Origin of the sequence: Actinomadura oligospora ATCC 43269 (genome assembly GCF_000518265.1) — a bacterium.
Taxonomy (GTDB): domain Bacteria; phylum Actinomycetota; class Actinomycetes; order Streptosporangiales; family Streptosporangiaceae; genus Spirillospora; species Spirillospora oligospora.
The window spans coordinates 236,473-259,170 of the sequence record NZ_KI912412.1 but is presented as its reverse complement, the minus strand read 5'-3'; the positions used below and the strand labels follow the sequence as shown (position 1 = coordinate 259,170).

Genomic DNA, 22,698 nt, shown 5'->3' with positions numbered 1-22,698 from the left:
GAGCGGGTACGCTGCGGTCCCGCACAGGGTGCCCGCCCGGTGCACGTGGTCCCACTCCTAGTGAGGCCCGTCCCGTCAGGGCGCTTGGGTCAGCCAACCCACACGTTCGTTCGAGAGGTATTTGTGTCGCCTGCTAGCTCGACCTCGAAGGCATCAGACCTGCACGAGACCGTCATCGCGCAGCTGATCGAGCGTGGGAAGTCCCAGGGCAATCACCTCGACGCCGACGACCTCCGCCGTACGTTCGAGGAGGCCGAGATCCCCATGTCGATGGCCCCCAAGATTCTGCGTGCCCTGAGCAAGGAGGGTGTGATCGTCGTCGTGAGCGCCGCCGACTCAGCGGCGCCGAAGCGGACGCGCAAGCGTGCGGCCGCGCCGGCGCGCAAGCCCAAGACCGCCGCTGCCGCCAAGGAGCAGCAGCCCGACACCGTGACCGCCGTCGTCGGCGACGACGAGGACGAGGCCGCCCCGGCCCCGGCGGCGAAGAAGGCCCCGGCCAAGAAGGCCGCGCCTGCCAAGCCGAAGAAGGCCGCCGCCGCCAAGAAGGCCGCGCCGAAGAAGGGCGAGACCGGCCCCGCCGCGAAGGGCTCGGCGAAGAAGGCCGGCGACGACCCCGAGATGGACGACGACGTCGACGTCGAGGACCTCGACGAGGACCTGAGCGACCTCGAGGCCGACCTGGGCGACGACTCCGAGCTGGAGACGCCCGAGCAGGCCGAGCAGGACGGCGACGACGAGGAGGAGCGCGCTCCCGCTCCCGCGGCCGCCAAGCCCGGCGCGACCCCGGTCAAGACCGAGGAGGAGTCGTTCACCCTCGGTGACGACGACGAGGACGCCCCGGCCCAGCAGATCGCCGCCGCCGGTGCGACCGCCGACCCGGTCAAGGACTACCTCAAGCAGATCGGCAAGGTCCCCCTGCTGAACGCCGAGCAGGAGGTCGAGCTCGCCAAGCGGATCGAGGCCGGCCTGTTCGCCGAGGAGCGGCTCGCCACCGAGGCGGGCACCCTCTCCGAGGAGGACCAGGAAGACCTCGAGTGGATCGCCGAGGACGGCCGCCGCGCCAAGAACCACCTGCTGGAGGCCAACCTCCGCCTGGTGGTCTCGCTGGCCAAGCGGTACACCGGCCGCGGCATGCTGTTCCTGGACCTGATCCAGGAGGGCAACCTCGGTCTGATCCGCGCCGTTGAGAAGTTCGACTACACCAAGGGCTACAAGTTCTCCACGTACGCCACCTGGTGGATCCGGCAGGCGATCACCCGCGCGATGGCCGACCAGGCCCGCACCATCCGCATCCCGGTGCACATGGTCGAGGTCATCAACAAGCTCGCCCGCGTCCAGCGCCAGATGCTCCAGGACCTCGGCCGCGAGCCGACCCCGGAGGAGCTGGCCAAGGAACTCGACATGACCCCGGAGAAGGTCGTCGAGGTGCAGAAGTACGGCCGTGAGCCGATCTCCCTGCACACCCCGCTGGGCGAGGACGGCGACAGCGAGTTCGGCGACCTGATCGAGGACTCCGAGGCCATCGTCCCGGCGGACGCGGTCAGCTTCACGCTCCTCCAGGAGCAGCTGCACTCCGTCCTGGACACCCTGTCCGAGCGTGAGGCGGGCGTGGTCTCCATGCGGTTCGGCCTCACCGACGGCCAGCCGAAGACCCTGGACGAGATCGGCAAGGTCTACGGCGTGACGCGCGAGCGCATCCGCCAGATCGAGTCCAAGACCATGTCCAAGCTGCGTCACCCGTCCCGCAGCCAGGTCCTCCGCGACTACCTGGACTGATCAGCATGTGAGAAACGCCCCCGCCACGCGGCGGGGGCGTTCTTGCTGCCCAGGGGTGGGCACGTTGTGTGCGCGAACATGCGCGGGGCGTGCTCGGGTGGTCAGGCCTGGAGGATGACGTCCAGGTTGGGGCCGTTGAGCTCGGCGGCGTGGCCGAGGTCGGTGACGGCCTTGAGGAGTTCCTCCGGGGTGGCCGGGTCGGCGCCCGCCTCGAGCAGGTCGTGGGCGATCCTGCCGCGGGTGGCCTTCGCCATGTGGCTGACGACCGTCCGCTTCGGGACGCCTCCGAGGAAGAACTCGCGGAACACGCGGACGGCGACGGCGGGCCGGCGGGCCTTCCAGGCGGCCGCGTAGGGGCCGGAGCGCATGTCCACGACGAGACCGTCGGGGAGATCGGCGAGGGCCTCGGCCATCGCGGGACGCCAGAGGGACGCCAGCCGCCCCTCCGGCGGGAGGGAAACGCCCATGGCGAGCCGGTATGGGGGGATCCGGTCCGTGAGCCGCAGCGCGCCCCACAGGCCCGAGAAGACGATGATCTGCTCGGCGGCCGGACCCGCGGGAAGCTCGTGCAGGGCCAGGTTGTCGTACAGGACGCCCTGGTAGAGCTCGGCGACCCGGAGCGTCGGGGCCTCGCGCAGCGCCCGGTTGCGGGTCAGCGCCTCGTCGGTCTGGCCGGACGGCAGGCCGAGCACGTCGGCCGCGTCCTCGCGCAGGCACGCCTCGCCGAGGGCGCCCAGGACCCGCTCGCGGACGGGGTTCAGGGCGGGGAAGCTGAGGGATGCCAGATCCAGCGGCGGGCCGTCCCCGGTGCGGGACTTCTTTTCGGACGGCGGCAGCAGAATCAGCACGGATCCCTCCGATGGCGTAGCGAACGTTCCATTTCCCGCCGTTCCGGGCCGTTTCCCGGGCATGATGAGCCGGTGGCTCCAGACGGCGGTGTCCCCAGGATATGGGCCGTTCGAGGGTTTTCCCAGGTCGCCGCTTCGAAAATGGACGGCGTGTGAGGAAACGAACACGTTGGGTGTTCTGTTCGTCACAGCAGAACGGCGGTCATCGGCGTGCGATGACCGCCGTACGGCGATTCACTTATTTCGAGGGCTATCGCTCGTCTTCCGGAGCGGTTGCCGGGGTGGTCAGCCTGTCTGTCTCATCCTGGATGTCGGCCCCGTTCGAGCGGAGCGCCTCCGAGTACTTGCGTCCGTGGTGGGCGCAGAACAGAAGGTCGCCGCCGCCTACAAGGACCGCACGGACGTAGGCCTGAGCGCCACAGCGGTCGCACCGGTCGGCGGCCGTCAGCGGCTTGGTCGGGGCAAGGGCTCCAGTCACGGCACCTTCCTCATGAAGTCGGGGTCGGTACTTAGGACAACATCTAACCCGACGCTGACGTTCCCAACCTGCTTCTCAGTACGCCCACAGCAGAATGGCGGCTTTAGTGACCGAGGTCACATCAGGTCGATCATGTGGCGTCCCAGCGGAACAGCCGCGCCGCGATGCCGCCGGCGACCACCGCGATGCCCAGCAGGATCGCCATCTGCGGAAGCGCCGACGTGGGCCCGAGTCCGCGCGCCATCACGTTCAGCATCCCCTCGTTCAGATAGCGCAGGGGGAAGACGTACGACAGGACCTGCATCCACTTCGGCGCGTAGTCCAGCGGGAAGAACGACCCGCCGAGGAACGCCATCGGCAGGACGATCAGCTGCGTCACCGTCTGCGCGGTCTCCTGGGTCTTGGCCCACGCCCCGACCAGCATCCCGAGCGACAGGAACGTCAGCACGCCGCAGATCACCAGCGGGATCGACATCCACCACGCGTTCTGCAGCTTCAGGCCGAAGAACGGGAGCTGCGCCACCAGCAGGAACACCGCGAGCTGGAAGAGCGCGATGCCGAGGCTCACCACGACCCGCGCGCCGAACACCGTCGGGATCGGCACCGGCGCCAGGCGCAGCCTGCGCAGCAGCCCCTTGGTCCGCCACAGGACGAGCGTCTGCGACGCGCCGAACATGCCCGCGGACGCGAGCGCCCAGCCCAGCAGGGACGGCGTGAAGAAGTTGATGCCCTTGATCGACTTGTCCTCGACCCGCTGCCCGTCGACCGTGTACGTCGGCGGACGGCCGGTCGCGGCGAGGTTCGCCGAGTTCGCCACCTGCTGCACCACCGCCTGGACCACGCCGGACTTCACCTGGTCGGCGCCGGAGTAGTGGACGACGATCTTCCCGCCGCTCTGCTCGACGGCCGCGTCCGCGTCACCCTTGCCGACCTTCTTCAGGGCGGCCGCGCGGTCGTCGTTCCGGCTGAGCTTCACGGTCTTGCGCAGATCGCCGGACGCGTCGTGCGCCACGGCCTGGTCGAGCACCGGCACCGCGCCGATCTCCACGACCTCGACCTTGCCGGTGGACTGCTTGCCGAACACCCCGCCGAAGATCACCAGGAACAGCAGGGGGAACAGGATCGTGAAGAACAGCGCCCCGCGGTCCCGGCGGAAGCCGAGGAACAGCGCCCGTGACAGCGACTTGAAACTCGCAAAGTTGCTCATGTCGCGTCTCCCGCATGCCTCCGGTGCGCCGGAAGGCGGCGCCTTCCCTCGCTCGTTCCTCGCTCAGTCCAGGCGCCGCCGCGCCCCTCCGGCACGCTCATGCCGTGTCCCCCCGCATGCCTCCGGTGCGCTGAAAGGCGGCGCCTTCCCTCGCTCGTTCCTCGCTCAGTCCAGGCGCCGCCGCGCCCCTCCGGCACGCTCATGCCCTGTATTCCCGTCCCGTGAGTTCCAGGAAGACGTCCTCGAGCGTGGCGCCGCGGATCTGGACGCCGTCCAGGGCGTCCTTGGCGGACAGCGCCGCGACGACCGAGGACGGGTCGCGGGTCTCGACGATCAGGGACACGCCGTCGTCGGTCACCTCGTCCACGCCGGGCAGGCGGCGGGCGTCCTCGGCGGCCAGGACACCGCTGGCCACGCTGACACGGGTCGGCGCGTCCAGGCCGCGGACGAGCGCCGCGGGCGGGCCGAGCCGGAGGATCTGCCCGCGGTCCATGATCGCGACGCGGTCGCAGAGCACCTCGGCCTCGTCCATGTAGTGCGTGGTCAGCACGATCGTGCGGCCCTCGGTGTTGATCGCGCGCAGCACGTCCCACAGGTTGCGCCGGGCCTGCGGGTCCAGCGCGGCGGTGGGCTCGTCCAGGAAGACCAGCTCGGGGTCGTGGACGAGCGCGCACGCGATGGACAGCCGCTGCGCCTGCCCGCCGGAGAGCTTCTCGACGCGTTCGTCGGCCTTCTCGGTGAGGCCGACCGTCTCGAGCATCTCGTCGGCCTTGCGCGCGGACACGCCGTAGAGCGAACCGAACGTCCGCAGCTGCTCGCGCGCGGTGAGCCGCTCGAAGAAGGACGTCGCCTGGAGCTGGACGCCGATCCGCGGCAGCAGCCTGGAGTTGCGCGGCCACGGCTTCAGGCCGAGCAGCTCGACCTCACCCTCGTCGGCCTCCCGCAGCCCCTCGACGATCTCCAGGGTGGTCGTCTTCCCCGCGCCGTTCGGGCCGAGGATGCCGAAGAACTCGCCCTCGGCCACCTCGAAGGAGACCCCGTCCACGGCCTGCACGTCTCCGTAACGTTTGCGCAGGCCGTGCACGCTGATGGTGTTTGTCATGGAAAAACCCTAGAACGCCGTGACCTGCGCCTCCAATCATCCTGGGGGTGGATTCCGGCGTCTCCACCCCTGGTCCGGAATGTGTGGAGCGGCGTGGTGTCGGTGGAGTGTCGGTCCCCGGGGGTACCCTCATGCCGACCGTCCATCCCCCGAGGAGCACAGCAGTTGACCGCCGTCACCGCCGAAGCGACCGCAGACGACCAGCAGGGCTACTCCGCCCGGCACCTCTCGGTGCTGGAAGGGCTGGAGGCCGTCCGCAAGCGACCCGGCATGTACATCGGGTCCACCGACTCCCGGGGCCTCGCGCACTGTCTCTGGGAGATCGTCGACAACTGCGTCGACGAGGCCCTGGCCGGGTACTGCACGCACATCGACGTCGTGCTGCGCGCCGACGGATCCTTCGAGGTCGGTGACAACGGCCGCGGCATCCCCGTCGACATCGAGCCGAAGACCGGGCTGCCCGGCATCGAGCTGGTGATGACCCGGCTGCACGCGGGCGGCAAGTTCGGCGGCGTCTCCTACACCGCGTCCGGCGGCCTGCACGGCGTCGGCGCTTCGGTGGTGAACGCGCTGTCGGCCCGCCTCGACGTCGAGGTCGACCGCTACGGCCAGACCCACGCCATCAGCTTCCGCCGCGGGCTGCCCGGCGAGTTCGCCGACGAGGGACGGCCCAACGCCCGGTTCAAGAAGAAGTCCGGGCTGCGCCAGATCCGCAAGGTCGCCAAGAAGGCCACCGGGACCCGCGTCCGGTTCTGGCCGGACATGCAGATCTTCCTCAAGGGCGCGACGGTCGACACCCAGCTCGTCCTCGACCGGATGCGGCAGACCGCCTTCCTCATCCCGGGCCTCACCATCGACGTCCGGGACGAGCGCGGCGAGGAGGTCGTCTCCGAGACCTTCCGGTTCGACGGCGGCATCTCGGAGTTCTGCACCTACCTGGCCAAGGACCAGCCGATCGTCGACGTGCTGCGGCTGCAGGGGCGCGGTCACTTCACCGAGACCGTCCCGGTGCTGGACGACCAGGGCCACCTGGTCCCGACCGACGTCGAGCGCGACCTCGAGGTGGACATCGCGCTGCGCTGGGGCACCGGCTACGACACGATCACGCGCTCCTTCGTGAACGTCATCGCCACCCCCAAGCACGGCACCCACGTCCGCGGCTTCGACCGCGCGCTGCTCAAGGTGGTCAACGAGCAGCTGCGCGCGACCAAGCTGCTGAAGGTCAACGACGACGACGTCATCAAGGACGACGTGCTCGAGGGCCTCACCGCCGTCATCACCGTCCGGCTGCCCGAGCCGCAGTTCGAGGGCCAGACCAAGGAGATCCTCGGCACCTCGGCCGCCACCCGCATCGTCTCGCAGGTCGTGAGCCGGGAGCTCAAGGAGGTCTTCGAGAACCCGGGGCGCGGCATGAAGCAGCCGCTGCGCACCGTCCTGGAGAAGGTCGCGGGGGCGGCCAAGACCCGCATCGCGGCCCGCACCCAGCGCGACAACCAGCGCCGCAAGAACGCGCTGGAGAGCTCGGCGCTCCCCGCCAAGCTGGTCGACTGCCGCACCACCGACGACCGCAGCGAGCTGTTCATCGTCGAGGGCGACTCGGCCCTCGGCACCGCCAAGCTCGCCCGCGACTCGGAGTTCCAGGCGCTCCTGCCGATCCGCGGCAAGATCCTGAACGTGCAGAAGGCGTCGGTCGCCGACGTGCTGAAGAACGCCGAGTGCGCCGCGATCATCCAGGTGATCGGGGCCGGCTCGGGCCGCTCGTTCGACCTGGAGAACGCCCGGTACGGCCGCGCGATCCTGATGGCGGACGCCGACGTCGACGGCAGCCACATCCGCACCCTGCTGCTGACCCTCTTCTACCGCTACATGCGGCCGATGCTGGAGGCCGGGCGCGTCTTCGCCGCCGTCCCGCCGCTGCACCGGATCGAGCTGATCAAGCCGAAGAAGGGCCAGGACAAGTACATCTACACCTACACCGACGCCGAGCTGCGGCAGCGCCTGGTGGAGCTGGAGCGCAAGGGCCAGCGCTGGAAGGAGCCCATCCAGCGCTACAAGGGCCTCGGTGAGATGGACGCCGACCAGCTGGCCGAGACCACGATGGACCCGCGGCACCGCATGCTGCGCCGCATCCGCGTCGAGGACGCCGAGGCGGCGGCGCAGGTGTTCTCGCTGCTCATGGGCAGCGACGTCGCGCCGCGCCGCGAGTTCATCATCGGCGGCGCCGCCGAGCTCGACATGAACCGCATCGACACCTGATCGAGCGGTGACGACGAAGGCCGCGCCCCTCGGGGACGCGGCCTTCCGCGTGTCCGCGTGTCCGCGTGTCCGCGGGGGGGGGGGGCGGGTCTGGGGTGGGTGTCAGGTGGGGGAGGGGGCTTCGTAGCGGGCGAGGGAGCCGGTGAGGTCGTCTAGGAGGCGGGTGACCAGGCGGTACAGGTCGTCGCGGTCGGACGGCGTCCATGCGTCGAGCGCGGAGTCGAACCAGCCGAGGATGACGCCGAGGTAGCGGTCGATGACCCGCTTGCCGTCGGGGGTGAGTTCGACGAGGCGGGCGCGGCGGTCGTCGGGGTCGGTGACCGCGCGGACCAGGCCGCGCTGCTCGAGCCGCTTGACGTGCCGGGTGACGTGCGGGCCCTCGACCTGCATGCGGTGCGCGATCTCGCCGATGCGGCATGGCGCGTCCGCCGCGTTGAGCACGCCGAGGATGGTGATGGCCGGACGCTCCAGATGGGCGCCGGTGGCCTCGACGGCGGTCTCGTAGAGCCGCCCTCGGCTCACGGCGGCGGACAGCGCGCCGAGGCGGGCGATCAGGTCGGCGGGGCTCGGTTCGGGCATGTCGGAATGCTACCTAACTTAGGTAAGTGTCGTGTGATGCGGGTCACCTAGATAGATACCTAACTTAGGTATATTTTCTGATTCGTTCCCTTCGTGCCGCCCCGGGGTGGCGGGCGGGCGTGAAATAGATACCTAAGTTAGGTAAGGAGTGGCGCGATGGCGCTGACGAGACAGAGGACGGAACGGGCGACGGCCGCCGGTGGGACCGGCGGGGCCGAGGCGGGGCGGGGGCCGTGGCCGGTCGTGGTGGTGCTCGCGGTGGCGGCGTCGGTGACGTCCGTCCAGCAGACGGCGGTGCTGCCGCTGCTCGGACGGCTCACGGCCGCGCTGGACGCCCCGCTGACCTCGGTGGCCTGGGCGTTCACGGTGAGCCTGCTGGTCGGGGCGGTCGCCACGCCGCTGCTCGGGAGGATGGGGGACCTGTACGGGCGGCGGCGGATGCTGCTCGTCGCGATGGGCGCGCTCGTCGCGGGGTCGGTGCTCGGCGCGCTGTCCACGTCGCTCGTGGTGCTGGTCGTCGCGCGCGTCCTGCAGGGGGTGTCGATGGCGGCGCTGCCGCTCACGGTCGGGATCGTCCGGGGCGTGCTGCCGCGCGAGAAGCTGCCGACCGGGCTCGGCGTGGTGTCGGCGACCATGGGTGTCGGCGTCGGCGGCGGGCTCGTCCTGGCGGGGGTCGTCGCGCGTTACACCGACGGGTACCGGCCGGTGTTCTGGGTGATCGCGGGGCTCGCGGCCGTCGCGACGGCCGTCGTCGCCCTGGTCGTGCGTGACGGCGCGCCGCCCGTTCAGGGGCGACTCGACCTGCCCGGGGCCGCGCTGCTCGGCGGCCTGCTGGTCAGCCTGCTCCTGGGGATCAGCCAGGGGCGCGCCTGGGGGTGGACGTCCGGGCGCGTCCTCGGGCTGTTCGCGGCGACGGTGGTGCTCGGCGTGCTCTGGGTCGTGGTGGAGCGGCGCGCGGCCGAGCCGCTCGTGGACATCGCGATGCTCACCCACCGCGGCACGATCGGCGCGAGCGTCGCGTCGATGCTGCTCGGGTTCGCGCTGTACGGGGGGTTCACGCTGATCCCCAACTTCGTGCAGACGCCGGCGCGGGCGGGATACGGGTTCGGAGCGTCCGTGCTCGAGGCCGGGTTGTTCCTGCTGCCGACCACGCTGGTGATGATCGTGGTGTCCACGCGGGCGGGGTGGTTGATGCGGCGGGTCCCGGCGGCCGTTCTCGTCGCCGCTGGGTCGGCGTTGACGGCGCTCTCGATCGGGTGGCTCGCGGTCTTCCACGGCCATCGGTGGGACGTTTATGGCGCGACGGTCCTGCTGGGGGCCGGGGTCGGGCTGGCGTTCGCGGCGCTCGGGACGATGGCGGTCGAGCACGTCCGGCCGGAGCAGACGGCTGTGGCCAGTGCGGTGAACAGCCTGGTCAGGCTGGTCGGCGGGGCCGTGGCCGGGGCGGTCACCACGGCGCTGCTGGCGCGGGACACGCTGCCGCACACGACCGTCCCGACCGAGCACGCCTACGCGTCCGGGTTCGCGCTCGGCGGTGGCGTCGCATTGCTGGCCTCCGTCGCGGCGCTCGCCTTCTACGTGCTCACGCGGGAGAAGGCTTGATCGGCGTGGAGTGACCTTCGGCCCATGTGACGGATGGGGTGTGAGGCCGTCGGTTCGCTGGGTGACGGGGTGGGGCGGATCTTGTCGGTGGGTGCGTCGATGATGGTCGAGACGGAGCCGTATCGGTCGCGCCATCGTCCGATCCTTGTGGAAGTGGTCAAGTGTGCAGGGGGCTCGTCGCCGAGGCGTGGCGGGATTGTCCTAGGCGGTGCTTATTCTGCCGCCATGTCGTCCGGTCCTCATCAGGTCGTCGCGCTCGCGGTGCCGCCGCAGTCGCCGTTCGAGCTGGCCAGCATCGCGCAGGTCTTCGGCGTCGTGCACCCGGACGTCCCGGCGCGCTACTCGTTCGCGGTGTGCGCCGAGACGCCCGGGGCCGTGCCCGCCGTCGCGGGCTGCCCGCTGTTCGTCGAGGACGGCCTCGACGCGATGGACGGCGCCGACACGGTGATCATCGCCGGGTGGCCCGACCACGCGGCACGTCCGTCCGACGGGCTGGTCGCGGCGCTGTGCCGCGCGCACGCGCGGGGGGCGCGGATCGTCGGGCTCTGCTCGGGGGCGTTCGCGCTGGCGGCGACGGGCCTGCTCGACGGACGGTCGGCCACGACGCACTGGCGGATGGCGGACGAGCTCGCCGACCTGTACCCGCAGGTGACGGTCTGCCCGGACGAGCTGTACATCGACCACGGTGACGTGGCGACCAGCGCCGGGACGGGCGCGGCCGTCGATCTGGCGCTGGCGCTCGTCCGGCGGGACCTCGGCGCGGCGCACGCGGCCGAGATCGCCCGGCACATGGTGGTTCCGCCGCATCGGGACGGCGGCCAGCGGCAGTACTCGCGGCTCGCGCCGCAGCCGAGCCGGGCGGCGGAGGAGACCCTCGGCGCGGTGGTGGCGTGGGCGGAGGCGAACCTGCACCGGCCGATCGGCGTCGCGGAGCTGGCGGCCCACGGCGCGGTCTCGCCCCGGACGCTGGCCCGGCTGTTCGAGCGGGAGCTCGGCGTCGCGCCCGGCCGGTGGCTGCTGCGGCGGCGCATCGAGACGGCCCGCACCCTGCTGGAACGCACCGATGCGACCGTCGAGGCCGTCGCCGCCGCCTGCGGTTTCGTCGACCTGTCCAACTTCCGGCGCAGGTTCGCCGCCGAGACCGGCACGACCCCCGGACGGTACCGGCGGGTGTTCTCCGCCCCGGCCGGTTCTCCACCCCGGGGTGGAGGGGCCGATCTCGGGCCCCGCTCCGATGCTCCGGGCCACCCCGCTCCGTAGCTTCGAGGTATGAGCACTCCGGCGAACGTCCTGATCGTCCTCCTCGTCCTGGGGCTGGTCCTGCGGCGGCAGCTCACGGCCCGGCGGATCGACGAGGCGAGGATGTACACGCTTCCGGTGGTCCTCGTCATCGTCGGCGTCGCGCAGGGCGGTCTGATCGACCGCGCGCACGTGGTCCTGAGCGTCGGGCTCTTGGGGGTGGAGGCGCTCGTCGCGCTGCTGCTGGGGGCCATGCGCGCCGCGACGATGCGGCTCTGGCGCGAGCCCGACGGCTCGCTGTGGCGGCGCGGCGGCGGCCTGACGGTCGTCGCGTGGATCGTCTCGATCACCGTCCGGGCCGGGCTGCTCGGCATCGCGTACCTGGTCGGCGTCCGGACCGGATCCGGGAACCTGATCGCCTTCCTCGGCGTGTCCCTGCTCGCCCAGTACGCGATCCTGGACGTCCGGTCCCGTTCGCTGCCCGCGCGCCGCACCGGCGTTAACGTCGCGGCATGAGCGAACGTCCGGTGGCGCGTCCGGCCCGCGATTCGTCCACGGACGCGCCCTCCGAACTGTCCGGCCGGGCCGGAGTCCCGCGTCCGGACGCTGACCCCGATGGTCCTCGTCCGGCGAGGAAGGGGCCGTTGCGGTGGATGGGGCAGTACGTGGCGTTCCAGGGGTGGTGGGACGCCTGTGACATCGAACGGACGCCCGGCCGGGACGGGCCGCCGGGCGACCGGCTGGGACGGATCGTGGCCCGGAGCGGCCTGCTGATCTGGGGATCCGGGTTCTACCTGCTGGCGGTGGTGAGGTCCGGGCCGCATGCGACGGCCGCCTGGGCGGGGCTGGCCGTCCTGAACGCGCTGGTCATCGGCGGGCTGGCCTGGGGCCTGCTCGGCTTCGCCCGCGACTCCGCGTCGCGGTGGGTGCTGCTGCCGCTGGGGATCACCGTCCTGTCCGCGTTCGGCGCGAACCTGATCGAGTCGCACGTCGGGGCGCAGACGTTCGCCTACATCGCGGCCGGGATCGCCGCGGCCCGCCGCCCCGGAGGGGACGGGGCGCTGTTCACGATCGGGGCCGCCGGGACGCTCACGGGCGTCCAGGCCGTCCACGCCCACTCGGTGGACATCTGGTCGGTCATGGCGTTCCTCGGCGTCTACGCGGCGGCGCTCGCGCTGCGCGAACGCCGCTGGCGGCGTCGGTCGGAGGCGAACGAGGCGACGCTCGCCGAGCGGTCCCGGATGGCGCGGGAGATCCACGACATCCTGGCGCACTCGCTGTCGGCGCAGATCGTCCACCTGGAGGGGGCGCGGCTGCTGCTCTCCCGGGACGACGACCGCGAGCGGGCGCTGGAGCGGGTCGAGCGGGCGCAGCGGCTCGCCCGGACGGGCCTGGAGGAGACCCGGCGGGCCCTGGCCGCGCTGCGCGGCGAGGCCCGGGAACTGGACGAGGCGCTTGCCGAGCTCGCCGACGAGTTCCACGCCGCGACGGGCCGTCCGGCCGACCTGGAGATCACCGGGACGCCGCACGACCTCACCTCGGCGCGGGCCCTCGCGCTGGTCCGGACGGCGCAGGAGGCGCTGACGAACGTCCGCAAGCACGCGCCCGGCGCGTCCGTGCGGATCCGGCTCGACCACCTGCCCGGCGCCGTCGAGCTCACCGTCGCCGACACCGGCGGCACGGAGGAGCCCGTCGTCACGGCCGTCGGCGGGTACGGGCTGGTGGGCATGCGGGAGCGCGCCGAGCTGGTAGGTGGGACCCTTGAGGCCGGACCGGACGGCGAGGGCTTCCGGGTGGCGCTTCGGATACGGGTGTGACGGACGAACGAGTGACGCGGGTCGTCGTGGTCGACGACCAGACGGTGGTGCGCGAGGGGCTCGTCCTGCTGCTGGAGCTGCTGCCGGGCCTGGAGGTCGCGGGCTCGGCGGGCGACGGCGAGCAGGCGCTGGAACTGGTCGCGCGGGTGGCGCCCGACGTGGTCCTCATGGACCTGCGGATGCCCCGCATGGACGGGGTGGAGGCGACCGCGAGGATGCGCGAGCTGCACCCGGAGGTCGAGGTGGTCGTGCTGACCACCTACGCCGACGACGAGTCGATCTTCGCGGCGCTCCGCGCGGGCGCGCGGGGCTACCTCACCAAGGACGCCGGGGCGGACGAGATCGCGCGCGCGATCGAGGCGGTGCGGGGCGGGCACGCGCAGCTCGACCCGGCCGTCCAGCGCCGCCTGGTCGAGGCGGTCACGGCGGGGGAGCAGCGGCCGAGGTCCCGTGGCAGCGGCCTCCCGGACGGCCTGACCCGCCGCGAGGCCGAGGTGCTGACGCTGATCGCGCGCGGACGGTCCAACGCCGAGATCGCGCGCGAGCTGTTCATCAGCGAGGCCACGGTCAAGACCCACATCAACAACCTGTTCGCGAAGGCGAACCTCCGCGACCGGGCCCAGGCCGTCACGTACGCGTTCCGCAACGGCCTGGTCGGCGAGGACGACTGACCCGGCGAGGGCGTGTCTCGAAGTCGGCGTCGCGCAGTAGGGCAGGTGGCTTTGAGACACGCCCTAGGCGGCCGTCAGGCGCCGCGCCGCCGGAGCCGGTGGACGGCGAGCGCCAGCAGGACGAGCGCCAGCCCCGCGAACACCGAGAACTCGATGAATTGGAACGTCCAGAACCGGTCGGCCGGCTGGTACACGGTCCTGAGGTGCAGGCCGAGGCCGCGCAGGTAGGCGTCGGGGTCGTGCGCCGCCTGCGCCTGGGTCTGCAGGCGCGCCTCTTCGGCGGTCGTGAGGGTGCGCCCGGAGCCGTCCACCAGGTGGTAGCCGAGCGTCCAGCCGGGCTTCCCGGGGACGACCGGCACCGACGACGGCCCGAAGGTGTGCTGGAGCGTCGGCGCGGACAGCCTGCTCGCGGGGGTCTGGAAGCGCTGCCGGACCCAGAACTCGACCGGCATCCGGACGGCCATGAACCCCGCGAACGCCACCACGATCGCCGGGACCGTCCGCCGCAGCACCAGTCCGGCCAGCACGCCCAGCGCGAACGCGAACAGCGTGTACCCGGTGAGCGACAGCCCCTCGAGGTCGAACGCGCCGGGCGCGAACCGTCCCGACACCTCGTCCACGGGTGAGCGGAACCAGGTGAAGACCTGGGAGAGCGTCAGGCTGATCGCGGTGATCCCGGCGGCGACCAGGAGGATCCGCTGCGTGAGCCACCGTCCGCGCGGGACGGACTGCGTCCACGCCAGCCGCCACGTGCCCTGCTCGTATTCGCGTCCGAGCACTCCTGCGCCGATGATGGCGCCGATCAGGCCCGGGATCGGGCTGAACCAGGTGGACAGGTGGTTCGCGATCCCGTTGAACTCCTGGATGAACGCGCGCATCGCCGTCTGGCACGGCTCGCCGCCGGTGTCGCGCGCCAGGCACGCCCCGACCCCGTGCGACGCGAACGACGCGCGGGCCGCCTCGCCGTACGGCAGGAAGACCGCCGCGACCAGCGCCACGAGCGCCAGCCCCGCGTACACCTGCGTCCGGTGCAGCCGCCACGTGAACCAGATCATCGCGTCACCACCGGGTTCTCGAGGTAGGCGAGGATCAGTTCCTCCAGGCCCACGTGATGCTCCTGCCAGACCGGATGCAACTCCGCCTCCGCCCCCGCCCGGACGAGCAGGTCGCTGTGCCGCCCGCTGTGCACGGCCCGGACCACGCCCGGCATGTCGGCCGCGGCCTCCCTCGGACCGCTGATCATCCGGTGCGCGGCGAGGACGTCCTCGATCGCCCCGTCCAGCCGGACGGCCCCGTGGTCGAGCAGCACCAGCCGGTCGCAGACCGCCTCGAGGTCGGCGATGACGTGCGACGACAGCAGGACGGTCACGCCGTCCTCGGCGACGGCCGACATGAGCGTCCGGGTGAAGTCCCGGCGCGCGACGGGATCGAGGTTCGCGAGCGGCTCGTCCAGGACCAGCAGCATCGGACGCTTCGCCAGCGCGAGCGCCAGCGACACCTGCGCCTGCTGCCCGCCCGACAGCGCCCCCGCCCGCCGGTTCAGCGGGATCCCCAGCCCGTCGAGCCGCAGCTCGGCGAGGCCGCGGTCGAACCGGGGGTTCAGCGCCCGTCCCATCCGCAGCAGCTCCGCGACCGTCATCCCCCGGTACAGCGGGTGCTCCTGCGCGACGAACCCGACCCGCGCCAGGGCCTCGGACGACCCGCTGTCCGCGTCCTCGCCGAACACCCGGACACGTCCCTCGGACGGACGCAGCAGACCGCACACCAGGTGCATCAGCGTGGTCTTCCCGGCCCCGTTCGGGCCGACCAGCGCGACGACCGCACCGGCGGGCAGGCTCACCGAGCAGTCCCGCAGCGCCCAGGACCGTCCGAACCGCATTCCGAGACCGTCGGCCTCCAGCGCGGGTTCCGGACTGGGCGCCGTCATGCCACGCCCTCCGCCCGGACGTCGTTCCAGACCGCCGTGATCAACGCCGTGACCGTCTCCTCGTCCAGCCCCGCCCCGCGCGCGTCCCGCACCCACCGCTCCAGCGACCGCCGCAGCCGCGCGTGGTCCCCGGGCGCCACCGCCTCCACCTCGGCCGTGACGAACGTCCCCTGCCCGGGCTTCGCCGCGACGATCCCCTCGTTCTCCAGCTGCCGGTACGCCTTCACGACCGTGTTCGGATTGATCGTCAGCCCTCCGACCACCTCCTTCACGGTCGGCAGCTGATCCCCGTTCCGCAGATACCCGAGCAGCAGCGCCTGCCGCACCTGCTGCACCAGCTGCAGATACGGCGGCACCCCGCTCCGCCCGTCCAACCGGAACCGAAACACTCCGAAACTCCGTTCTACTATGATGTTAGTAAAACGGTAGATCTCGGATCCGAGGCCCGTCAACCCCCGGCGGCCAGGTTCAGAGGGACGCCATGAGGCGGGTTCGGTGGACGGCGGGGGAGCCCCAGGCGGTGTGGAGGGCCCGGGCCTTGCGGATCCAGAGGGACGGCGCGTACTCGGCGGTGTAGCCGATCGCGCCGTGGACCTGGAGGGCGGTCTTCGCGGTGGCGTAGGCGGCCTCGGCGGCGGCGATCTTGGCCGCGGAGGTGTCGCGGCGGAAGTCGGCGGCGCCGTGCGAGAGGGCGGCGGCGTGGATCAGGGGACGGGCGAACTCGAGGTCGACGAGGGCGTCGGCCAGGTGGTGCTTGACCGCCTGGTACTCGCCGATGGGGTGGCCGAACTGGTTCCTGGTCTTCGCGTAGTCGACGGAGACGTCCAGGAGGTGGCGGCCCAGGCCCAGGTGCTGTGCGGCGCAGGCGAGGGTGGCGAGGTCGAGGGCCGATTCGTCCGCCGTGCCGAGCGCGCGGGACGGGGTGACCTCGAAGAGACGGCGGGACGGATCGATCGACGGGCGGAGCGCCCTCGCAGGTTCGGCCTCGTAGAGGACGTCCCCCCTGACGGCGAGGACGAGGTCGGCGACGTCGGCGTCGAGCGCGTAGGGCGCATGGGGAGCGGCCACCGAGACCATGGCTTCACCTGCGGCGATGCGAGGGAGCCAGTGGGTGTCGCCGGTCGCGGTCAGGAGGGCCGCAGCGGCGGCGGTCTCGACCAGGGGACCCGGGACGGCGTGGCGCCCCAGCTCGTGCATGGCCGTGACGAGTTCGACGGGGAGCAGGCCCACGCCGTCGTGTTCCTCGGGGACGGCCAGCGCGAACACGCCCGCTTCGGCCAGGGACGTCCAGATCCGGCGTCCGGGGACGTGGTCGCCGGACGCCCAGGCGCGGATCGCGGACGGGGTGTCGGCCTGGTCGAGGAGCTTGTCCAGGCTGCTCGCGAAGAGGCGGTGTTCCTCGGACGGGACGAACCTCATCGCGCCCCCCTGGGCAGGCCGAGCAGGCGCTCGGCGATCACGTTCCGCTGGACCTCGTTGGTGCCCGCGTAGATCGGGCCCGCGAGGGAGAAGACGTAGCCCTCCAGCCAGTCGCCGTCCAGCTCGCCGTCCGGGCCGAGGATGTCGAGGGCGGTCTCGTGCAGGGCGATGTCGAACTCGGACCAGAACACCTTGTTCAGGCTCGACTCCGCGCCGATGTCGTCGGTGCGGGAGATCGTCTCGAAACCCTTGAGGCGGTAGGCGCGGGCCTTCAGCCAGGCGTCCGCGACGCGGTCGCGCAGGGCCGTGTCGGACGGGTCGGCGCGTTCGCGCCAGAGGGCGAGGAGCCGGTCGGCCGCGGCGGTGTACCGGCCCGGGGAGCGCAGGGTGAGGCCGCGCTCGTTCCCCGCCGTGCTCATCGCGACCTTCCAGCCGTTGCCGGGGTCGCCGATGACGTCCTCGTCCGGGACGAACACACCGTCCAGGAAGAGCTCGGCGAACGCGGGTTTGCCGTCGAGGCGTCCAATCGGGCGGACCGTCACCCCGGGCGCGTCCAGCGGGAACATCAGGTACGTCAGGCCGCGGTGCCGTTCCGACCCGGGATCGGACCGGAACAGGCCGAAGGCGCGGTCCGCGAACGCGGCGCGTGAGCTCCAGGTCTTCTGGCCGTCCAGCAGCCAGCCCCCGTCCGCGCGGGTGGCGGTGGAGCGCAGCGCCGCGAGGTCGCTGCCCGCGCCCGGCTCCGACCACGCCTGCGCCCAGATCGCCTCGCCACGCGCCATCGGCGGCAGGACGCGCCGCAGCTGCTCGGGCGTGCCGTGCTCGAACAGCGTCGGCGCGAGCAGGTTCACGCCGTTCTGCGAGACCCGGCCGGGCGCGCCCGCCGCGTAGTACTCCTCCTCGAAGATCAGCCATTCGAGCGGGGTGGCGTCGCGTCCGCCGAATTCCGCGGGCCAGTTGACCGTCGCGTAGCGGTCCGCGCCGAGCGTCCGCTCCCACGCGCGGTGGGCGGCGAAACCCTCGGCGGTCTCCAGCGACGGCGGCGGCTCGGCGGGGACGTGCGCGCGCAGCCAGTCGCGGACCTCCGCGCGGAACGCCTCGTGGGCGGGGGAGAAGTCGAGATCCATCAGCGGCGGCCTCCACCTTCCGGGGTCCATGCCGACGATTCATCTAACAACTGTTTGGTAGATTAAAGCACGCCCGCCGGGCCCGGCCCTCCCGGGGCGCATACGACGCCGGCCGGCGGTCCGGAAAGAGCGTGCGGCCCAAAGCTCGGCAATGATCGAGTCAAGTCGCTCGGCCCCGCCTGACCTGCGGCGCAGCATGGGAACGGCCTCCTATGCCCGTGCGACCGAGAGGACCGGTCAGGTGCCCAAGAGCTGGATGATCGCCGACTTCCTGCGCCCGTACGCGCAGTGGCGGATCGAACGGGCCGAGGAACGCGACGACGGACGCAACGCGCGCGCCGCCATCGGCCTCATCGACGCCGCCGCGTACGCCATGCAGATGGACGACAGCGACCGGCTCATCGCCCAGATGGCGACCGCGGGCTGTTTCGCCTTCGAGCGGTTCAACCCGGGCACGGAAGGCGAACGCCTCATCCGCCGCTGGCACTACGACGACACCGACGGCGCTCCGCGCGACCTGTTCGCCGCCCTCGCCGACGCCGCCGAACGCGGGGTCGGGCCGTCCCCGGCGCCCCCGGCGTCCCGCGCGGCCGGCCGCTGGCGCCATCTCGACCGTGGGGATGCGCCGAGTCGGCGTTCCGCGGGTGCGCCGGATCCGCGACTTGGGGATGCGCCCACTTCGCGTCCTGCGGGTGCGCCGGATCCGCGGCTTGGGGATGCGCCGAGTCCGCGTCCTGCGGGTGCGTCTTCGGTGAGGTTGTCCGACTCCCGGCCGGGGAAGGGCTTTCCGGCCTGAGCGAGCGGGGCTGGGTACGCTGGCGCGGCGGGGGATGACCGTTCCGACGGAAGGACGACCATGCCTGACGCCAAGCGCACGCCGGACACCGCGCACATGAAGGCCACGATGCGGCGCTACGTGGACCTGTTCAACGCGGGCGAGCACACCGCCGTCGCCGATCTCTATGCGGACGAAGCGATGATCGAGGACCCGGTCGGCAAGCGTCCGGTCACGGGTCGCGCCGCGATTGAGAAGTTCTACGCCGATTCGATTGCGGCGGGTGCGAAGCTCACCGCGCACGAAGTCACCGGTTCCTACGGAAACCGCAGCGCCATGCGCTTCTCCGCCGACCTCCCCGGTCTGCACATCGACGGCATTGAGGTCATGACGTTCGGCGAGGACGGCAAGGTCGTCCGCATGGAAGCCTTCTGGGGGCCCGATGACTTCCAAGCGGTCTGAGCCTTCCGGGATGTTGTTCCGCTGTTTGTGATCCGGTGAGCGGTTCGGCATCCGCGTGCTTCTGAGGGCGGCCTCACGCGGGGTGGCTCTGCGTCCGGATGCGGTCACTGTGATGCGGTCCGCCGCTGACCAGGGCGTTTGCCCGCAGTCAGGACGATCGCGGTGGTCAGCGCGTTCGAGGGGACGCTCCGTGAAGCGGGCGTGGACGGCTCGGATTTGAGCGGGGAGCGCCGGTCGCGGGCATCCTCGAGAGGAGCCGATTGTGCGCTCTGCCTGCGGATTCGAGGGTGTGGACGCCTTGTGTGGCGGGACCTATCCGGCGCCGGAGAACTGCGGGGCCGGGCCCGCGCGCAAAACAATCCAAACGAAGATCGCCGAATACGCGCATTCCATGACCGGACGGGCTATGCTACAAATGTCTCGAAGGTCATCTTATTGCGAGTGAGCTGACCTACGCGCAGAACACCGGTCACCCATCTGCGGGGTGGCCGGTGTTTCGCATTCTGGACGGTTCGGATGGTTCCCGGGGCCGTTTCCCCCGGCATGGCCAGGGGTAGATCGCCTTCGAGTCGTCCCCCCCGGAACGGTACGAGTCCGGGGGTGGGTTGTGCGGGACGTCGGGAACGACTGGGACCCCCAGAGCATCGCGGCCAGAGCGCGGGCCCTCACGCCGGACCTCGTCGGCGAGCTGGAGCGGCTCGCGGCCATCCCGTCGATCGCGTTCCCCGGATACCCGCCCAGCGAGGTCGCCCGGGCCCACGACCACGTCGTCCGGATGCTGACGGAGGCGGGCGTCCGGGACGTCGGCGCGATCCGGCTGCCGGACACGCCGCCGGTCATCACGGGCGCGATCCCCGCTCCCGAAGGCGCGCCGACCGTCCTGCTGTACGCGCACCACGACGTCCAGCCTCCGGGGGACGAGTCGCTGTGGGCGTCGCCGCCGTTCACGCCGACGGCCTTCGACGACGAGCGCGGCGGCGGGACGGCGATCAGGGCGCGAGGCATCGCCGACGACAAGTCCAACATCGTTGCTCACATCGGGGCGATCCGGGCGTGGAACGGCCGTCCGCCGGTGGGGATCAGGATCGTGTTCGAGGGCGCGGAGGAGTGGGGCAGCCCGCTGGACGAGTATCCGGTCATGCATCCCGATGAGTTCCGGTCCGACGCGATGGCCGTCGCGGACATGGGGAACATCCACGCCGGACAGCCGACCCTGACGGTCGCGCTTCGCGGTGTCGCCGACGTCGTCGTGGAGGTGCGGACGCTCGAAGGGGCCAAGCACAGCGGGAACTTCGGCGGCCCGGCCCCGGACGCGATGCTCGCGCTCGTCCGGGCGCTGGCCAGCCTGCACGACGACAACGGGGACGTCGCGGTCGAGGGCCTGCGGCGCGAGCCGTGGACCGGCGCGTCCTACACCGACGTCGAGTTCAGCGAGGCCGCGGGGGTCGAGCCGGGGATGCCGCTCCTCGGCACCGGGACGCTGGGCGAACGGCTCTGGTCGGGGCCCGCGATCACCGTCACGGGCATCGACGCGATCCCGGTGGACAAGGCGGCCGGAGCCTGCGTCCCGTACGCGCGGGCCAAGATCAACCTGCGGATCCATCCCGAGCAGCCCGCCCAGGAGGCACGGACCGCGTTGATCCGGCACCTGGAGGCGCAGCGGCCGTTCGGCATCCCGCTGACCGTGTCGCTCGCGGGCGAGGCCGGGGACGGGTACCGCGCCGGAACGGGCGGACCGGCGATGGAGGCGATGACCGCGGCCATGCGCGCCGCCTACGGGAGCGACCCGGTGCAGATGGCGGCGGGCGGAGCGATTCCGCTGGTCAGCTCGCTGCACAAGGCCGTCCCGGACGCCGAGATGCTGCTCTTCGGCGCGCAGGACGGCAGGTGCAACCTGCATGCGCCGAACGAACGCGTCCTGGTGTCCGAGCTGGAGAACACGGTCGTCACGGAGGCCCTGTTCTTCGCCGAGTTCGCCGCGCGCTGGGGGAAATGACCGTGGAGCGGGGCGTGGTGGGGGTGGTGTCGTGAGCCGGGGGCCGGTCGCGTCGGTGCTGGTGGTCTACGGGATCACGGGGGATCTGGCGCGAAGGTCGTTGCTGCCCGCGCTGTACCGGCTGGCCGAGCGCGGGCGGCTGCACGTCCCGGTGATCGGGGTGACGCGCCGGTCCTGGACGGACGAGGACCTGCGCGCCCACGCCCGCGCCGCGATCGGGGACGATCTGGACGAGTCGGCCTTCGCGCGGTTCGCGTCCCGGCTGCGGGTCGTGGACGGCGACCTCACCGACCCGGAGACCTTCCGCCGCATCTGCGACGCCGTCGCGGACGCGCCGTTCGTCACGCACTACATGGCGACCCCGCCGACGCAGTTCATGATCATCGCCGAGCAGCTCGCCAAGGCCGGGCTCAACCGCGACGCCCGGCTCGTCGTCGAGAAGCCGTACGGCCACGACCAGGCGTCGGCTCGTGCGCTGGACGACGACCTGCACCGCACGTTCGGCGACGAGAACCTGTACCGCGTCGACCACTACCTCGGGTCCGAGGCCGTCCGGGGCGTGCCCGTCGCGCGGTTCGCGAACCCGGTTCTCGAAACGGTGATGAACCGCGACCACGTGGCGTCGATCCAGCTCACGATGGCCGAGGACCTCGACGTCGCCGACCGGGGCGCGTTCTACGACCCGACGGGCGCGGTCCGTGACGTGGTGCAGAACCACCTGCTGCAGATCCTCGCGCTGCTCACCATGGACCCGCCGTCCTGCCGGGACGCGCTGTCCGAGAACGTCGCGAAGTGGGAGCTGCTGCGGGCCGTCCGCACGATCGAGCCGTCCGACGCGGTGCGCGGGCAGTATGACGGCTACCTGCACGTTCCCGGTGTCCATCCCGACTCGACGACCGAGACCTTCGTCGCCGCGGGCCTCTGGATCGACAACTGGCGCTGGAAGGGCGTCCCGATCCACGTCCGCGCCGGAAAGTGCCTGCCGGTGACGGCGGCCGAGGCGATCGTCCAGCTGCGTGATCCGCCGGTGTCCCTGTACGGGCATCCGGAACCCAACCTGATCCGGCTTCACCTGCACAAGCGGCACGGCCTCGCGCTGGACCTCTCCCTGAACCGGGCCGAGGGGCAGCCGGTGCAGGCCGCAGCCGTGCCGGTCCACGTGCCGCCCGTGGGGATCGCCGAACCGCCGTACGAGTACGTCCTGGAGGCGGCGATCGTCGGGGACGCGGCGGCCTTCGCGTCGTTCCCGTTCATCGAGGAGTCGTGGCGGATCGTCTCGAAGATCCTCGACGTGGAGGAGGCCCCGCTCCACTACATCCCCGGGACCTGGGGGCCGGGACCGGCCGAGGCGCTTCCCGGGCCGTCCGGCTGGCACCGCATCGCCGACGAGTGAACCGCGTCCCCGCTCGTCGTGCGG

21 protein-coding genes are annotated in these 22,698 nt (G+C 71.8%); 11 read left to right on the top strand and 10 right to left on the bottom strand.

Annotated elements, in window-relative coordinates:
• Positions 1-123 precede the first annotated feature (123 nt).
• Positions 124-1,776, top strand: coding sequence for an RNA polymerase sigma factor (locus tag P696_RS0141235; protein ID WP_026416901.1), 1,653 nt, complete (start codon positions 124-126; stop codon positions 1,774-1,776).
• 101 nt (positions 1,777-1,877) lie between these two features.
• On the opposite strand, the gene P696_RS0141230 is transcribed toward P696_RS0141235, so the two are convergent.
• The 4 genes from P696_RS0141230 to P696_RS0141215 form a co-directional block, all read right to left on the bottom strand.
• A complete protein-coding gene (locus tag P696_RS0141230; RefSeq protein WP_026416900.1) occupies positions 1,878-2,624 on the bottom strand; it encodes a YaaA family protein in 747 nt (248 codons plus the stop codon).
• 250 nt (positions 2,625-2,874) lie between these two features.
• Positions 2,875-3,102: a DUF7455 domain-containing protein gene (locus P696_RS58600; protein ID WP_026416899.1), complete on the bottom strand. Its 228-nt coding sequence runs from the start codon at positions 3,100-3,102 to the stop codon at positions 2,875-2,877.
• Between the two features lie 130 nt (positions 3,103-3,232).
• Complete coding sequence (locus P696_RS0141220; protein WP_034489620.1) at positions 3,233-4,309, bottom strand: ABC transporter permease; 1,077 nt, start codon at positions 4,307-4,309, stop codon at positions 3,233-3,235.
• Between the two features lie 199 nt (positions 4,310-4,508).
• Positions 4,509-5,411, bottom strand: a complete 903-nt coding sequence (locus P696_RS0141215; RefSeq protein WP_026416897.1) for an ABC transporter ATP-binding protein — start codon at positions 5,409-5,411, stop codon at positions 4,509-4,511.
• Between the two features lie 165 nt (positions 5,412-5,576).
• Between P696_RS0141215 and P696_RS0141210 the strand changes: the two genes are divergently transcribed.
• On the top strand, positions 5,577-7,667 hold the full coding sequence (locus P696_RS0141210) for a DNA gyrase/topoisomerase IV subunit B (RefSeq protein ID WP_026416896.1): 2,091 nt from the start codon (positions 5,577-5,579) through the stop codon (positions 7,665-7,667).
• 102 nt (positions 7,668-7,769) lie between these two features.
• Here P696_RS0141210 and P696_RS0141205 read toward each other — a convergent pair whose 3' ends face one another.
• Positions 7,770-8,246 carry a MarR family winged helix-turn-helix transcriptional regulator gene (locus P696_RS0141205; protein ID WP_026416895.1) on the bottom strand — a complete coding sequence of 159 codons (477 nt, stop codon included), beginning with the start codon at positions 8,244-8,246 and terminating at the stop codon, positions 7,770-7,772.
• 156 nt (positions 8,247-8,402) lie between these two features.
• Here P696_RS0141205 and P696_RS51665 point away from each other — a divergent pair, with 156 nt between their 5' ends.
• The 5 genes from P696_RS51665 (at position 8,403) to P696_RS0141180 (ending at position 13,575) form a co-directional block, all read left to right on the top strand.
• A complete protein-coding gene (locus P696_RS51665; RefSeq protein ID WP_034489617.1) occupies positions 8,403-9,848 on the top strand; it encodes an MFS transporter in 1,446 nt (481 codons plus the stop codon).
• Positions 9,849-10,073: 225 nt separating this feature from the next.
• Positions 10,074-11,108 (top strand): GlxA family transcriptional regulator, encoded by a 1,035-nt coding sequence (locus P696_RS51660; protein ID WP_051469077.1) that lies wholly within the window; start codon positions 10,074-10,076, stop codon positions 11,106-11,108.
• A 9-nt stretch (positions 11,109-11,117) separates the two neighbouring features.
• A complete protein-coding gene (locus P696_RS0141190) occupies positions 11,118-11,603 on the top strand; it encodes a hypothetical protein (protein WP_026416894.1) in 486 nt (161 codons plus the stop codon).
• Positions 11,600-12,904, top strand: a complete 1,305-nt coding sequence (locus P696_RS0141185) for a sensor histidine kinase (RefSeq protein WP_211246005.1) — start codon at positions 11,600-11,602, stop codon at positions 12,902-12,904. Before P696_RS0141190 ends, P696_RS0141185 begins: the two co-directional genes overlap by 4 nt.
• Positions 12,901-13,575 carry a response regulator gene (locus P696_RS0141180; RefSeq protein ID WP_026416892.1) on the top strand — a complete coding sequence of 225 codons (675 nt, stop codon included), beginning with the start codon at positions 12,901-12,903 and terminating at the stop codon, positions 13,573-13,575. The genes P696_RS0141185 and P696_RS0141180 overlap by 4 nt, the downstream gene beginning before the upstream one ends.
• Positions 13,576-13,649: 74 nt before the next feature.
• On the opposite strand, the gene P696_RS0141175 is transcribed toward P696_RS0141180, so the two are convergent.
• From P696_RS0141175 to P696_RS0141155, 5 genes are all read right to left on the bottom strand, one after another.
• Positions 13,650-14,630 (bottom strand): ABC-2 transporter permease, encoded by a 981-nt coding sequence (locus P696_RS0141175; protein WP_026416891.1) that lies wholly within the window; start codon positions 14,628-14,630, stop codon positions 13,650-13,652.
• The gene (locus P696_RS0141170) at positions 14,627-15,502 is read right to left on the bottom strand and encodes an ABC transporter ATP-binding protein (protein WP_026416890.1); all 876 of its coding nucleotides are present in this window, start codon (positions 15,500-15,502) and stop codon (positions 14,627-14,629) included. Before P696_RS0141170 ends, P696_RS0141175 begins: the two co-directional genes overlap by 4 nt.
• Positions 15,499-15,858 (bottom strand): GntR family transcriptional regulator, encoded by a 360-nt coding sequence (locus P696_RS0141165; RefSeq protein WP_245628013.1) that lies wholly within the window; start codon positions 15,856-15,858, stop codon positions 15,499-15,501. The genes P696_RS0141170 and P696_RS0141165 overlap by 4 nt, the downstream gene beginning before the upstream one ends.
• 112 nt (positions 15,859-15,970) lie before the next feature.
• Positions 15,971-16,921 carry an acyl-CoA dehydrogenase family protein gene (locus P696_RS0141160; RefSeq protein ID WP_026416888.1) on the bottom strand — a complete coding sequence of 317 codons (951 nt, stop codon included), beginning with the start codon at positions 16,919-16,921 and terminating at the stop codon, positions 15,971-15,973.
• On the bottom strand, positions 16,918-18,048 hold the full coding sequence (locus P696_RS0141155; RefSeq protein WP_026416887.1) for an acyl-CoA dehydrogenase family protein: 1,131 nt from the start codon (positions 18,046-18,048) through the stop codon (positions 16,918-16,920). The genes P696_RS0141160 and P696_RS0141155 overlap by 4 nt, the downstream gene beginning before the upstream one ends.
• Before the next feature lie 241 nt (positions 18,049-18,289).
• Here P696_RS0141155 and P696_RS53510 point away from each other — a divergent pair, with 241 nt between their 5' ends.
• The 4 genes from P696_RS53510 (at position 18,290) to P696_RS0141130 (ending at position 22,674) form a co-directional block, all read left to right on the top strand.
• On the top strand, positions 18,290-18,844 hold the full coding sequence (locus P696_RS53510; RefSeq protein WP_157430236.1) for a hypothetical protein: 555 nt from the start codon (positions 18,290-18,292) through the stop codon (positions 18,842-18,844).
• Positions 18,845-18,904: 60 nt separating this feature from the next.
• The gene (locus P696_RS0141140; protein WP_034489614.1) at positions 18,905-19,285 is read left to right on the top strand and encodes a nuclear transport factor 2 family protein; all 381 of its coding nucleotides are present in this window, start codon (positions 18,905-18,907) and stop codon (positions 19,283-19,285) included.
• 607 nt (positions 19,286-19,892) lie between these two features.
• Positions 19,893-21,281 carry a M20/M25/M40 family metallo-hydrolase gene (locus P696_RS0141135; RefSeq protein WP_245628012.1) on the top strand — a complete coding sequence of 463 codons (1,389 nt, stop codon included), beginning with the start codon at positions 19,893-19,895 and terminating at the stop codon, positions 21,279-21,281.
• A gap of 31 nt (positions 21,282-21,312) precedes the next feature.
• Complete coding sequence (locus tag P696_RS0141130; protein WP_026416884.1) at positions 21,313-22,674, top strand: glucose-6-phosphate dehydrogenase; 1,362 nt, start codon at positions 21,313-21,315, stop codon at positions 22,672-22,674.
• Positions 22,675-22,698: the final 24 nt, after the last annotated feature.

What these genes read in the sequence shown, in the direction of transcription:
- P696_RS0141220 (WP_034489620.1), bottom strand. Translation starts at nt 4,309, where the DNA reads ATGAGCAACTTTGCGAGTTTCAAGTCGCTGTCACGGGCGCTGTTCCTC.
- P696_RS0141215 (WP_026416897.1), bottom strand. Translation starts at nt 5,411, where the DNA reads ATGACAAACACCATCAGCGTGCACGGCCTGCGCAAACGTTACGGAGAC.
- P696_RS0141205 (WP_026416895.1), bottom strand. Translation starts at nt 8,246, where the DNA reads ATGCCCGAACCGAGCCCCGCCGACCTGATCGCCCGCCTCGGCGCGCTG.
- P696_RS51665 (WP_034489617.1), top strand. Translation starts at nt 8,403, where the DNA reads ATGGCGCTGACGAGACAGAGGACGGAACGGGCGACGGCCGCCGGTGGG.
- P696_RS51660 (WP_051469077.1), top strand. Translation starts at nt 10,074, where the DNA reads ATGTCGTCCGGTCCTCATCAGGTCGTCGCGCTCGCGGTGCCGCCGCAG.
- P696_RS0141190 (WP_026416894.1), top strand. Translation starts at nt 11,118, where the DNA reads ATGAGCACTCCGGCGAACGTCCTGATCGTCCTCCTCGTCCTGGGGCTG.
- P696_RS0141185 (WP_211246005.1), top strand. Translation starts at nt 11,600, where the DNA reads ATGAGCGAACGTCCGGTGGCGCGTCCGGCCCGCGATTCGTCCACGGAC.
- P696_RS0141175 (WP_026416891.1), bottom strand. Translation starts at nt 14,630, where the DNA reads ATGATCTGGTTCACGTGGCGGCTGCACCGGACGCAGGTGTACGCGGGG.
- P696_RS0141170 (WP_026416890.1), bottom strand. Translation starts at nt 15,502, where the DNA reads ATGACGGCGCCCAGTCCGGAACCCGCGCTGGAGGCCGACGGTCTCGGA.
- P696_RS0141160 (WP_026416888.1), bottom strand. Translation starts at nt 16,921, where the DNA reads ATGAGGTTCGTCCCGTCCGAGGAACACCGCCTCTTCGCGAGCAGCCTG.
- P696_RS0141155 (WP_026416887.1), bottom strand. Translation starts at nt 18,048, where the DNA reads ATGGATCTCGACTTCTCCCCCGCCCACGAGGCGTTCCGCGCGGAGGTC.
- P696_RS0141140 (WP_034489614.1), top strand. Translation starts at nt 18,905, where the DNA reads ATGCCTGACGCCAAGCGCACGCCGGACACCGCGCACATGAAGGCCACG.